9 protein-coding genes are annotated in these 13,793 nt (G+C 51.3%); 3 read left to right on the forward strand and 6 right to left on the reverse strand.

Going from position 1 to position 13,793, the window contains the following annotated elements; all coding sequences use genetic code 11:
* Positions 1-81 precede the first annotated feature (81 nt).
* The 5 genes from ABD920_RS02010 to ABD920_RS02030 all read right to left on the reverse strand — a co-directional run bounded on the left by ABD920_RS02010 (position 82) and on the right by ABD920_RS02030 (position 7,075).
* A complete protein-coding gene (locus ABD920_RS02010) occupies positions 82-1,674 on the reverse strand; it encodes a serine hydrolase domain-containing protein (RefSeq protein WP_345156471.1) in 1,593 nt (530 codons plus the stop codon).
* 105 nt (positions 1,675-1,779) lie between these two features.
* Entirely contained in the window at positions 1,780-3,330 is a 1,551-nt protein-coding gene (locus ABD920_RS02015) for a carboxylesterase/lipase family protein (protein ID WP_345156472.1), read from the reverse strand.
* A 5-nt stretch (positions 3,331-3,335) separates the two neighbouring features.
* Positions 3,336-4,970: a carboxylesterase/lipase family protein gene (locus ABD920_RS02020; protein ID WP_345156473.1), complete on the reverse strand. Its 1,635-nt coding sequence runs from the start codon at positions 4,968-4,970 to the stop codon at positions 3,336-3,338.
* 271 nt (positions 4,971-5,241) lie between these two features.
* Positions 5,242-6,126, reverse strand: coding sequence for an alpha/beta hydrolase (locus ABD920_RS02025; protein WP_345156474.1), 885 nt, complete (start codon positions 6,124-6,126; stop codon positions 5,242-5,244).
* A 73-nt stretch (positions 6,127-6,199) separates the two neighbouring features.
* Positions 6,200-7,075, reverse strand: coding sequence for an alpha/beta hydrolase (locus ABD920_RS02030; protein ID WP_345156475.1), 876 nt, complete (start codon positions 7,073-7,075; stop codon positions 6,200-6,202).
* 215 nt (positions 7,076-7,290) lie between these two features.
* On the opposite strand from ABD920_RS02030, the gene ABD920_RS02035 reads away from it, so the two are divergent.
* Positions 7,291-8,037: an NUDIX hydrolase gene (locus tag ABD920_RS02035; RefSeq protein WP_345156476.1), complete on the forward strand. Its 747-nt coding sequence runs from the start codon at positions 7,291-7,293 to the stop codon at positions 8,035-8,037.
* 632 nt (positions 8,038-8,669) lie between these two features.
* On the opposite strand, the gene ABD920_RS02040 is transcribed toward ABD920_RS02035, so the two are convergent.
* Positions 8,670-11,096 (reverse strand): TonB-dependent receptor, encoded by a 2,427-nt coding sequence (locus ABD920_RS02040; protein WP_345156477.1) that lies wholly within the window; start codon positions 11,094-11,096, stop codon positions 8,670-8,672.
* Between the two features lie 252 nt (positions 11,097-11,348).
* Here ABD920_RS02040 and ABD920_RS02045 point away from each other — a divergent pair, with 252 nt between their 5' ends.
* The gene (locus tag ABD920_RS02045) at positions 11,349-12,497 is read left to right on the forward strand and encodes a sensor histidine kinase (RefSeq protein ID WP_345156478.1); all 1,149 of its coding nucleotides are present in this window, start codon (positions 11,349-11,351) and stop codon (positions 12,495-12,497) included.
* Positions 12,478-13,242, forward strand: a complete 765-nt coding sequence (locus ABD920_RS02050) for a LytR/AlgR family response regulator transcription factor (protein ID WP_345156479.1) — start codon at positions 12,478-12,480, stop codon at positions 13,240-13,242. Before ABD920_RS02045 ends, ABD920_RS02050 begins: the two co-directional genes overlap by 20 nt.
* Positions 13,243-13,793 lie beyond the last annotated feature (551 nt).

Genomic DNA, 13,793 nt, shown 5'->3' on the forward strand with positions numbered 1-13,793 from the left:
CAATGGCATCGGCTTTTCAATTCGCCCCATCCTTAACCTTGTCTTGTGCCAATTGCAGGAATACATGATACGTACTGATCTTTACCCAATCATCTGCCCAACCAGTACTGGTCTTTCAGATTTGCGCTCAGGTGCTTTTTGGACGATGCTGTCAGTGAAGACCATTCGTACTGTCTTGTCTTCAAAATGGCAGGTAACAGTATCGGTATGTGGGGTCTGGTTAAAGCTCCAGGTCATGACAAAGGTATCCGGAGATGTCCAGGTACCGAAGGCGGCTACTTTCTCTTTTGGTAGGGGCAGCTTTCGTTGCATCGGCACAAAAGAAGGAGGGCTACCCGGCAGCTGAGTCTCCCCTTTTACCCATTCATTTAGGCCGCAGACAATCTGGTGCACCTCTTCGCCATCCTGAAACTTTACCGTAACTTTATCCTTATTGAAGGTGAAGGACACGGTATCGATGTGAAGCGGATTCTCCTGCACCTTGTATATTTTGCCTGAAACTTTGGACGCAATAGGTGAACTAGTATTGGTCTTGGGCGGCAGCAGAGTCAGCGAAGCCAGCTTCTGTCTCAGTGCCTTTTGAGCCGTAGCATTCTGAGGTAAAGCAGCTGGCTTCAGGCCTGGCAACAGGATCTCCCAAACCTGGTTCAGGATGGCCTGCATGTCGTGTGTTTCGCTAGTGATGGCAATGACGGCATCTTTCTCCGGAAGCACCAGGCAGTACTGCCCCATCGCGCCGTCGCCACGGTAGGAATTGTGGCGGCTTCGCCAGAACTGGTAGCCGTAGCCCTGGTTCCAGTCGTGTGCGGGCGTAGCGCTGGGCGCATTCGGCACCTGGTACGCAGTAGCCTCCTCCACCCACTGTGCCGGCAGTATTTGTTTGCCGTTCCACTTTCCTTTTTGCAGGTAGAGCTGTCCGAACTTGGCTATATCCTCGGTTCTGACCCGCAGCCCATAGCCGCCTGTGTTGATACCGTCCGGGTCGGTTTCCCAGTCAGCGCCCTCTATGCCGAGTGGTTGGAACAAGCGCGGCGTTAAATACTCCAGCACCGTTTGTCCGGCTACCTTCTGAAGAATGGCCGATAGCATATAAGTCGCCCCAGTGTTGTAGACAAAGTGAGTACCGGGCTCCCGCTCCACAGGCAGCGAAAGAAATTTGCGTGCCCAGCCACCGGAGGTTTCCTGTAGCAATGGCCGCAAGGTATCCGTTTCATGCCCCGTGGTCATCGTCAGCAGATCCTTGATGCGCATGGCCGCCAGGTTGGAGCTAACCTCAGCGGGCTTATCCTCCGGAAAGAAAGACATCACCTTATCGGTGACTTTCAGCTTACCTTCGGCTACTGCAAAACCAATTGCCGTAGAAGTGAAGCTCTTGCTCAGCGAAAAGAGCGTGTGTTTTAGCTCAGGCGCATAAGGAGCCCACCACCCTTCCGCTACCACCTGCCCGTTCCGCACCACCATCAGGCTGTGCAAGCCCAAGTTCTGCTTTTCCACGGCTTCCACAAAACGTAAAATCGCCTCGGAGGAAACGCCTTGTAATTCAGGTATACTGCGGGGCAGACTATTTGCTTTTAAAAGAGCAGCCTCAAGCGTGCCGGGCATCAGGGAAAGGAAGCCTATGCCAGCTACTCCGGCCCCCATCTGCTTTAGAAATCTTCTTCTATCTAAGGTCATGCTCATTTATTTTGTTGGTGGAAAAGCTACTGCTGAGACAAGTATTGTGAATTCAGGTTATGTATCCTTCGTCAGCGCGATTTGCTAAATATAATAAATATGGAACTACTTGCTGCTCATCCTGCTATGCAGGAAGTCTAAGGCTGCTCCGTCCGGTAACAGTTTTGCTTCGGCCTTTTTACCGAATGTCATGATTTGCTTTTTGCCTACATTATAAGCAGGCCACTGAGGTAGTTCTTTACCATTCGGGTTGCCGGTGCGGATGAAATTCACCCAGTAAGCAGACATCGTTTTTGCCAGTGCATGATCCACTGGCTCCCATGGGCGGTCCACAAAATCAAGATTATCGTACGCGTACGGAACTTCGCCGGTGTGGAAGGCGCCGTATTTTATATACTCACCTGTTGCCGGTACCTCGCGGGTAAAGCGGTAGACATATACCTTATTCTTCCCCTGCTCACTCTGCACATTAGCCCAGGTGTAGTTTTGCACACCAAAAATCATATCGCGGGACAAGTTCAACTGTGAGGTTGCTGCTTCTGCATCCGTGGAGGCAGGATAGTAGCTCAGGAAGGTTTTGGTATCGGCACCATACTGCTCGGCTGCCTGCTTTCGGAACTCACCAGCACTCTGTATCGGGCCAAATAGCAACCCCTCATCTTCATTCCAACCTGTCAGCAGGTCTATCTTATTTTGCTTTCCGGCCGCGAAGATGGCAGCAATGGTGCTGGGAAGCACATAGCCGTCGATATTAGGACCGCGCATGCCCTGTGCTTTCTGCAGAAGCTCTTTGGCAGGAACCTCTCTCAACTCTTCTAAAGAGGCGGCATCCAATGACTGAGCCAGCTTTACACCCTCCGCCTCGGCCTGCTGCAACGTAGCGCTCCCTCTCGAAAAGTTAGCGCCGCTCTGCGCAATGGCTTTATTAAATAGACCCTTTGCCAATGGCGAGGCCACCAGCGCATTCACGCTCATAGAACCTGCCGATTGCCCGGCGATGGTCACGTTGCCCGAATCACCGCCGAAGGCAGCTATATTCTCTTTTACCCACTGCAAGCCCGCTATCTGGTCCATCAGGCCGTAATTGCCCGAAGCGCCCCTGCCCGATTCTTCCGTCAGTGCAGGATGGGCCAAGAAGCCGAAGGGGCCGACCCTGTAGTTGAGGCTCACGAACACAATGTCTTTTTTGGCCATGGCCTCCCCATCGTATATCGGCACGGCACTTCCGCCGCTGTTAAACCCACCGCCATATATCCACACCAGCACCGGCCGCTTCTCATCAGCAGACAGGGCGCCTGTCCACACATTCAGGTACAGGCAGTCTTCGCTGATGGGCTCCTTCGGTATCAGGAACTCTGCAGACCACATACTGAAGGGAGCCGGCTCAGGCTGCATGGGACTTGGTCCGAAGGCATCGGCTTTGCGCACACCTGCCCAGGGCCTCACCGGCTGTGGCGCTTTCCAGCGATAATTCCCAACGGGCGGTGCCGCGAAGGGAATGCCTTTAAAGCTGATCACGTCTCCAGCATGGTTCCTGACACCCTCTACCTGACCAGCCTTTGTTTTAACCACCTGAAGGCCAGTAAATTTGTGCGTAAGAGCCACCAGCCCCAGTGCGCAGGCGATTAACAAGATAATGCTTCGGGGGCTTCTCATATATATTATTGGTTTGCAGTGGCTACTTGGATCAACTTCCTGTCGTGGTGGTTCTTTACTACGCTTGTGTTATCGAAGAGCATGGTCGCGCCGTTCCCGCCTGTGTACTTGGGCCAGGCTGGCAGGCCTTTGTGATTCGGGTCGCCGGTGCGGGCGAAGCTGATCCAGGCACGGCTCACTTTGTCGGCCAGTGTATGGGCCTCTTTGCCTCCGCCCGTCATCTCCGCACACCGGCTGATGTTGTCGAACACGAAAGGCAGCTCCATGCAGTGCATGGAGCTATAGATGCCATCCATCACCGGCGACTGCCAGGTAAACAAATACATATAAACCGGCGCGGTACCCGTCTTTGCTTTCTGAGTGGCCTGTGCAATAGCCAGCGACCGGAAGTTGAAGTCGAAGAGCACGTAATCAGAAGGCGTAGCAGTTTCCGGATAGGCTTTCTTCACCGCCGTGAAATAAGCGTCTGTTTTATCTCCATACTTTTTCTGCAGATTTTCCTTGGCAGCCTCCATGCTTAAGACACGGTTAGCCGGCATAAAGGGGGCAAACTCTGTTTTGGTGGTACCCACCAGCAGCGGAATGTCTTTTGATAGCGCAATGGCGGCCGGGTCAGTAGGCTGGTATGGCAGGAACTCCCCGTCCAATATGGGGCCCCAGCCTATATTGGCGGGCTGCTTGCCTTCTGCTTTCAGGCGCTCCTGCACTTTGCGGATGGCTACTTTACCGGCCGCATTCAAACGCTCGTAAGGCATTTTCTGCAGCGAGTCTACCTGGTTTGGCTGTAGCTTCAGCTCTTCGAGCAATGCAGCGCTTACCCTCTTTGCCAGCGTAGGGTCTGTAAAGTTGGTGATGTAGCTGCCGCTCTGCACAATGGCCTTATGGAAGAGGCCTTTAGCTGATGGGGCGTTCATCAGGGAGGTTACTTTTCCGCCACCTCCCGACTGGCCGAAGATGGTGACGTTGTTAGGGTCGCCGCCAAACTGGTCGATGTTCTGCCTCACCCACTGCAGGGCCATGGCCAGGTCCGTTAAACCGGCATTGGCGGAGCCTTTGTACTTCTCGCCGTAAGCAGACAGGTCCAGGAAGCCCAGTATGTTGAGGCGGTGATTGACCGTCACCACCACCACATCGCCTTTGCGGCTCAGGTTCTCCCCGTCGTACGAAGGCAGCTCTACCGACGAACCGGCCGTGAAACCTCCCCCGTGCAGCCACACCATCACCGGGCGCTTTTTCCCGTCGTTCAGTTTCGGCGTCCACACGTTCAGGCTCTGGCAGTGCTCGTTGGTATAGCCCCAGTTATGCTGAAAAGGAAATTCAATCTCGTCATATACCGTGGTGGTGGGGTCGGTCGGGCAAACAGGGCCGTAGGTCATGGAACTGCGCACGCCCTCCCATGCCGCTGGCTTTTGCGCTACCTCAAAGCGCTCTGCCTGGGCATACGGGATGCCCTTGTAGGTGAAGATGCCGTTGCTCATATAGCCCCGCACTTTGCCGTTGTCGGTTTGTGCTACGGCCACGTTGGCTCCAGCCTGCACAGGGTCCGCAGACGTGCTTTTCTTCTGGCTCATGCCAGGGTTAGCTGCCAGCAACAGGGCCAGGCCAGCCATTGATATTTTGCTTTTGATCGTTTGGAACATGGGATAAAGTATAATGAGGAATTATTGATACATCTAAAGTTTAATTTAGTGTGAGTCGCTGCTTGCGCTCCACGTCTGGGGTAGGGGCCCTTCTTGAGCGGGGGCGCATTTCCCCGCTCAACGCTGTGCTACTGAAACTCTCCCCGGCAGCCTCGAAGGAAAGATGGGGGGCCTGTGCAATGTGGCTGTGGCTTTTTCAGGATCATCAACTATCACATCTGTCGTCACTCTGGTTTTCTGCTTTTACTGCCGAGCGTCTACTGATTTCAAGCTACTGCACGATGGTGCCATTTTCTTTCAGGATGTTGGTAAGGAAGAGCACCTGGTAGGGCAGGGCTTCTCCCCAGTACTCCCAGGTGTGGGCACCAGGGCGTTCTATATAAGTGTGCGGCGTTCCGTTTTCTAAAAGGCGGCGGTGCAAGTCGCGGTTTGTGTCGATCAGGAAATCGTCGATGCCGACATCGAAGATCAGTTTTAGTCCACTGTTCTTTAGTTCTTCTGTTCTTCCCACTGCCGTATATTCCGGGTAAGGGTTGGAGGCATCCTGCGGTGGCCCCAGTAGTTTCGAGAAGTTCTGCGCCCGTAGTTGGGCAAATTCTGCCGGCACTTTCCAGGTGGCCGTATTGATGTTCATCACCCCGCTCATGCTTCCGGCGGCACTATATAAACCCGGATGTTTGGAGGCAATGTAAAAGGCGCCGTGCCCGCCCATGCTCAAACCGGCAATCACGCGCCCTTTGCCGTCGCGGACGGTGCGGTAAGTATTGTCAATTTTGTCAATCAGTTCTTTGGAGATAAAGGTCTCATACTGGCTTGTCTTGTCGAGGGGGCTGTCGAAATAATAGCTGGTGGGCCCGGCATCAGGTGTCACGATGATGAGGTTGTGCTCATCAGCCAACCGGTGCAGCAGTGCCTTATCTGGTGTTTTGCTGAGCCAGTCGCGGTAGCTGCCTGTGCCGCCATGCAGCAGGTACAGTACCGGGAAAGATGCCTTTTTTTCTTTTTTATAAGAAGCAGGCAACACTACCGCTGCCTTAACATCTTTGCTCATGGCCGCACTGGCTACCACCACGGTATCCACGTTAGCGCCCAGTGTAGTGGAAGTGAAGGCGAGGCAGAAGAGCGCCAGCAGCAGGAATTTTTGTAGGGCTTTCATGTATGGTAAAAGAGAATAAAATTCAGCCTTGGTTTCGGTAGCATGACCTTCATGCATCAGAGGAAAATAATTCTTATTGCACCATCGCACCGTTGCCCTTCAGAACTTTACTGAAGAACAGTACGTGGTACGGCAACGAATTCTCCCAATAATCCCAGGTGTGGCCGCCGGGGCGCTCGGTGTAGTCATGAGGTGTTCCGTTATAAACCAGCCGACGGTGCAGTTCCCTGTTCGGCTCAATCAGGAAATCATCCACCCCACAGTCTATCACCAGCTTCACATCGTTTTCCTTCATCTTATCCGCCATGTGCACCACTGAGTTGGCGGCATAATAATCCGGCTTGACTCCCAGCGGTCCCAGGATACTGGCGAAAGCTGGTTTGATTTGCGCTGCGAATTCCGGCGCTATGTCCCAATGCTTCGGGTCCAGGTCAAGGGCACCACTCATGCTCCCGGCAGCGCTGTACAGGTCCGGGTGGCGCGTAGCCAGGTAAAGGGCACCGTGACCGCCCATGCTCAGGCCAGTGATCACGCGGCCATTACGGTCACGGATGGTGCGGTAGGTGTTATCAATCTTGGAGATGACCTCTTTGGTTATATAGGTCTCGAACTTATTATCTGGCTTCACAGGGCTGTCGAGGTAGCCCCCCAGCCGCTCCCCTTCCGGCGTTACGATTATGAGATTGTATTGGTCGGCTATGTTGTGCAGCAACTGCTTGTCAGGTGTTTGCTTCAGCCAGTCGCTGAACTGCCCGCCCCCGCCGTGCAGCAGGTACAGCACCGGATAAGCAGCCTTGCTTTTGGCGTAAGAGTTGGGCAGCACCACAGCTGCCTTGTAGGTTCTGTTCATGGCAGCGCTGGGAATATCCAGCGAGTCTACCTTGGCAGCGAAAGTAAGGGCACCCTGCAGCAGGAATATTGCCATGAGAAACAGGCGAAAAAGCTTCATAAGGTGAGCGTTTTATAGTTTCAGTTTGAAAAGACAGATTTTGGCACTCTTTATTCTAATGCTCCCTGATCAGCCTCTTCATCTCATCGGGCACACCAGGCCTATTGTCGCAACATGTAACAATTATAAAAGATATACAGGATAAATCCAACAGTTATTGTGTCGAATTGTGACAATAAGATTTATAATGTATTTTGCTACCTGCGCAGAGAAGAATGACCGTTTTATCAGACATAACCAATTCACCAGGCAGTGTGGACCCAAGCGGTGCAGGGTACCTGCCTGGCCTGGCCATTGACCTTGTTATTCTGGGTTTTCATCACAGCCAGTTGAAAGTACTGTTGCTGGAGTACGAAAACACCGGGCTTTTTGCGCTTCCGGCAGGTTTTATACAGAAAAAGGAAGATCTGAATGCGGCTGCACATCGGGCACTTACCGAGCGGACAGGGCTGCAGGGTATCTTCCTGGAGCAGTTTTACGTGTTCGGCGACCGCAGCCGCCATGACCCTTCCCCACTCAAGGCTATCCTGAAAGGGAAAGGCATCTCTCCCTCCAAAAGGCATTGGCTGCTGGGGCGTTTCGTTTCGGTAGGTTTTTACGCCTTGGTTGATTTCACGAAAGCCGTTCCGAATCCTGATGCTCTGTCGGACCGTTGCGAGTGGCACGACCTGGCGAACCTCCCTCCTTTGATGCTGGACCACGAAACCATGGTTCAAAAAGCACTGGACACACTCCGGGCAGCTATGGACCGAAAACCCATAGGATTCAACTTACTACCCGAGACCTTTACCATGGGCGAGCTGCAGACCCTGCATGAAACAATCCTGAACCAGAAGTTGAACCGGTCCAGCTTTCAGCGAAGAATGCTTAGTCTGAACATCCTGGAGCGGGTGGATAAGAAGTGGACCGGCAGGGCTCACAAAGCCCCCTACCTTTACCGGTTTTTACAGGACAAGAAATGAAATAGGGTGGAATGGCGGTGCCACGAAAGCGATGAGCATTTCAATGGCGCCTTGTATGTCGTGCACGAGAGTATCCTATATTTATCAGTTTTAAGCGATTTTTAATAGTTTTATAGCTTACATCTTAAATCTACTCGGTACTTTATAAAGTTTATATTGTATTTTACGGCCAAGTTTGAGTAATGATTTAGAATAGAAAAGAAGTTTTATAAAGAACAGAACTGATGCTATAACAGAGATGAGCTCCCTACTCAACCAATCGTTATGGTTTTTACTAAGAGATGCTCTAAACTATAACTGCAAAAACCTTGGAAACAGCTTCGGTCAATACACTTCATAGATTCTAAAATTTTTTACTGCCATTTTAGAATTCCTCAACAATGCTTTTGGCTGCCTACAACCATTCCCTTAGAGGCAATAGATTTCTGTGGAATTGGTTCGATAATTGACTTGTTTGTTTCTATAAGAAAAGAGCCTCAGCTAACGCTGAAGCTCTTTTCTTATGCACTTCGGACACTGCTACCTTCCATTTCATACAACTCTTGCATCTATCAAGCTGAGGTAGATCTACCGCGTCCTCAACAAGTTATATTTCAGCAGCTTACTAAAAAACTGTCTGGAATAAACTGCCCTTAGTTAGCCCCTGCTCTGTTGACCTCTTCCAGGTTTACGTTGCGCTTTTTCATTTCAACTTTGTCGCCTTTGCTAATGCGATAGCGCAGGTTGATGCGGAAGCTCTGCGTGCCCTGGTACTGCTCCGCGCTGATGGCGTAACCCTCTACCTGTGTATCTCCCTCAATCTTTTTGCTACGGAAAATGTCGGTCACGTTGAGGCTCAGGTCCAGTTTATCGTTTAGAAACGAGCGCTTCAGGCTAGCATCCACCCAGCAGTTACCGTACAGTTTAAACAGGCCATAGGCTATAGGCCCACGATAGCCGGCGTTAAACTCCATGCGCACACCAGCCGGCAACTGCACGTTGTGGTTCGACTGTGCCATAAACGTTACCTGCTCGTTCTCCAGCACCTGGTCATCTCTTTTCTGTGAGAAGCTCTGGTACAACACTGTAGCACTGTTGTTCATTTCCCACTTGGCTGATACCCTTACCGGGGCAACCAAAGTGGCACTCGCGCTCTGCATGTCATCCACGTTCTGCTGCTGAAACAAGGTAACCTCGTCTGAGGAAGTCTTTGCGGGAACCTCTATGATAAAATCTTTTGTGACTGAATAATCAAGCACCAGGTTGAAGCGCTGCTGTAGTGTTTGGGTAACAGAGAAGGAGTGGGTATACTGTGGCTTCAGATTCGGGTTTCCCAATACGAGCGAGTAGGGGTCCAGGTACATCACGAAAGGGTTCAGGGCACTGTAGCGTGGCCTGCTGATGCGGCGGCTGTAGCTGTAGCTGATCTGGTAGCTGTCATTAACGGTCTGCTGCAGGAACAGACTTGGGAACAGGTCCAGGTAAGAGTTTTTATTGCGCTCGTTCAGGGTTAGGGATTTTCCGTTCGTGAAAGTCTGCTCAGCCCGAAGGCCTCCCTGTAGTCTCCACCTATCTCCTAAGCCTGTAGAAAAATTGGCGTAAGCTGCGTAAATGTTCTCTTTGTAGATGAAGTGGTTGCTTCTGCTGTTATCCAGTACTTTTTTACCGTCAGCTGTCTGGTAAAATCTAAGTTCATTGTCAGATAACACATGACTTGCCTTGGCGCCTAACTCCAATTTACGGCCTTCTCCAAGCGGCTTGGCAAAGTCTGCCCTGGCAGCGTAAATGTCGTAGTTGCTGGGGTTCTCAGAAGTCAGCAGGTCCGTCACACTTGGTGAATCATTGCTCAGGCTGTCATATACGTTCAGGAAGCGAGAAGCATCATCGCTCGTAAGCCTTACATAGTCCATATCTGCCGACAAAGTGGTGCCGAGGGAATCCAGCTTGCCCAGGTAGTGCAGGTTAAAAGTAGTGTTGCCGTACTGTGTCTCAGAGCTGTTGGCAGCTTTGATGTGCAGGTCGTTCGCCGGCTGGTTGTCGCGCAGGTACGCGTTTGTGTTGATCCTGTTTTCGTTGGTGTAGAAAGAGCCATTTGCCAGAAAACCAATGCTGTGCTTGCTGTTTAGGGTATAATCAGCGCCTATCCGCAGAGCGGGTATGAAGCGGGTACCTTCCTCCTGTACATACTGCTTTAGTTTCAATCCCGGCTTTTCCAGGTAAATGCGCTGCATATCGTTGGTGCGATAATTGGTGCGCTCTGCCACATCCAGGTTCACAAACGAGCTCCACTTACCCTGCTTGTAATTCAGGTCTGTACCGGCTGTGTAACCGTGTAGGTCGCTGTACTGGTAGCCGGCATATACACTGCCGTTCATACCGCCCAGGGTGTTCTTTTTCAGGTTGATGTTGATGACACCGGAAGCGCCCTCTGCATCATACTTGGCTGACGGGTTGGTGACAATCTCCAGGTCTTTGATGTTATCCGCAGACATGCTCTGGAGCAGGTTTTGCAACTCCTTACCGGAAAGGTAAGCTTGTCTGCCATCGATCATGATCTGTAGGCCCGCTTTGCCATTCAGCTTGATATTCCCGTCCTGGTCCACCCAAACGCCCGGAGACTTGGTGAGCACCTCAAAGGCAGTAGCACCCGCAGCCATTGCCGTTCCGGCTACGTTCACCACCATTTTTTCGGAATGCGCTACTACTGTCGGGCGCATGGCTTGCACGGTCACTTCGCGCAGCACCTGTGCGTCTTCTATCAAGCGCAGGCTGCCAAAGTCTTTGCTGAAGCTACTGCCGTTCACCTCGAACGGAGCAGTCTCCATGGGCGTATAGCCAAGCATACTTAGCTTCAGCTTAAAGGTGCCGCCGGCAGGCGTCACAATCTGGAAACCGCCTTCCATGTCGGCAATAGTACCGGTCACGACGGCTTCGTCTGAGACCTTCAACACTGCCACGTTCACGAAACTCAATGGCAGGCCCTGCGCATCTTTTACAGCGCCTGATAGCATCCCTTGTGCCAGTGCCTCGTGACCCAGTGCGGAAACTGTCAGGAAAATCAGAAGTAAATAACGTTTCATAGTTTTATTTTTTGTGGTTTTAAATCTTTTTCGCTCATCTCTTTCGCTGAGGTATGACAAAGATGTAAAGCCCTAAATGCCTATGAAATCTGATTCTGATGAACCGGGACCTGAGTGGGATGAACCAGGATATGGGCTGAATGGAATGGAACCTCTTCCGGGAGAATTTTCCGTTTAAGGGAATGAAATGGGTGTTACAGAGCAGCCAGACCATTCGCACCGTCAAGTCAACTGTTTGTTTCTTATGTATAAATGACTTTTATTTCGAGTAATTGCATTGCCGTGACACCCGCCAACACAGTAGCAGGGTTCGGCAATTACCCGATAAAACAGATGCGCTACCAGTACAAATCCTACCTAAGGAAGACCACGATCGCAGCACTAACAACCGTGCTGTTATACTATGCCGTGGTGTTTATACATACAGGTACTATCTGGAACTTTAACAAGGGTATACTGGTAGAACTCATTTTTGCTTTTTTCTTTCTGCTGGCCTTGCTCTGGTCGCACAGCTTTATTTCTAAAGTCTTCACCTCGGAGCCAATCAACAGCCTTCCGGGCAGTTGGAAGGCTCCTTTGGAAGGAATGACGGTGGTAATAAGCAGCATAGCCACATGCTATCTGCTATACTTTATACCGTACACCTTCTTCTTCTCCCTTTCCAGTCACAAGTTGATCTTGTTGCCGGAGCGGATAAGGTTGGCTTATGTGATCAGCAGTGTGGCTTCGCTTTTCTTCTACTATTTTGTAGAGCGCCAACGCAATTTTAAGCAGCTTCAGGCAGAGCATCTGCGGGCCGAGCAGCTACAGAAGGAGAACTTCAGGGCGCAGTTGGAGTCGCTGAAGAACCAGGTAAAGCCACACTTCCTTTTTAATAGCCTGAACGTGCTCAACTACCTTATCTATGTAGACCAGGACAAAGCCGCCACCTTCCTGAGTCAACTGGCTGAGGTATACCGCGCCCTGCTCGACAGTGGCGATAAACAGCTGGTGCCGCTTGAGCAGGAGCTAAATCTGGCTAACTCCTACATTTACCTCATGAAAACCCGTTTCGGCGATAATGTGCAGTTCAGAGTAGATGTGCCCTCTGAGTACCTGCACTTGCAGTTGCCGCCTACATCCCTGCAGATGCTGCTAGAAAATGCCATTAAACACAATGGCTCTACCTCCAAAAAGCCACTGCACATCCGTATATATGCTGCTGGTGAGAAACTGGTGGTACAGAACAATCTACAGCCCCGACTCGATGAGGTAGCATCGACCAAAGTCGGGCTACAGAATATCAGCAGCAGGTACAAGTACCTTAGCGATAAGCCTGTAGAGGTTAATCAAAGCGAAGATTCTTTTACCGTGGCACTACCCTTACTTGATGTAGCACAATATGAAAGTAGTTATAGTTGAGGATGAACAGTTGGCTGCCGATGCCCTGGCCTATATCGTAAAAAGGCTGCGGCCGCTGTCAGAAATTTTGGCCAAGCCAGGCTCCGTGGAAGAGGCTGTGCAGTGGCTTAGCCTGCACCAGGCACCAGACCTAATCTTCTGCGATATCCACCTCTCCGACGGAAACAGCTTTGAGATTTTCAGGCAGGTGGAGGTAAACTGCCCCGTCATTTTCACAACAGCTTATAATCAGTATGCCATTGAGGCCTTTAAGGTGAATAGTGTCGACTACCTTTTGAAGCCAATTAAAGCAGAGGATGTGGCCCAGGCGCTGAAAAAGTTTGAAAGCCTCCAGCAGCAGCACCTGACACAGGGTATGGTCAATCTGCAACAGCTTTTACAGGCACAGCAAACACAGCAGCAGCACTCCAAAACCAGGTTCCTCGTAAAGCACGGCCAGGCCATCAAAGCTGTACCCGTGGAGCAAGTAGCTTACTTTTGGGCGGAAGAGGGCGTTGTATTCCTGGTGACACAGCAAGGAAAACGCTTCATCATCAACTATACACTGGACCAGCTGGAGGAACAACTGGATGGGGCTGCTTTTTTTCGGGCAAACAGACAGCTTATTGTACACATCGGTGCGGTACAGGAAGTACGTCCTTACTTCAAAGGAAGACTCTCACTTCTGATGCACCCTGCTTCAGAGAAAGAAGTTATTATTAGTAGCAGCAAAGCATCTGAATTCAAGGAATGGCTGGATTTATAGTGGGCTTTTAATTCCGCAAAGTTTCAGAGATCTGAGATGCATACGTAGTTGAGATGCTTCATTAAGTAAGAACAATCGATGTGCTCAACTTAGCAAATGAAGATGCAAGAAAAACAAGTTGCTGTTAATCGTCGCAAGTATGACGCGGTCTTGAAAGAGGAGGTGCTGCAGATGGTGTTTAACGGCCCAGCGAGGAGGCCTGCTCCCTGGATACCAGGGGGATGCTGATCTACAAGTGGAAAAGCCGCAGCGAGTCCGCAGGCAAATCGGCTGCCGGAGGCGCAGGAGCAGACGTTCCACAGGTTGATGCGTCCTCAGACGAATGAGGTTGTGGACAAAAGGGCGGAGGAGGCAGAGATCAAGGCGCACCCTATACGCCCCGCACCATCAACAGCCCCACCCTTACCTGATCAGCCCCACCTCCTTTTCTACTAGCGTCATCCATGTTTAAGGGGAGATGGGACATCATCTATATACCGCTGGCCAGCGGCGGTTTCCTCTCATGGCTGTGTGAATGGGCCTCTACTCCAGAAGAATAGTGGGCTGTGGGC

Origin of the sequence: Pontibacter saemangeumensis (assembly GCF_039541895.1) — a bacterium.
In the GTDB taxonomy this organism is placed as follows: domain Bacteria; phylum Bacteroidota; class Bacteroidia; order Cytophagales; family Hymenobacteraceae; genus Pontibacter; species Pontibacter saemangeumensis.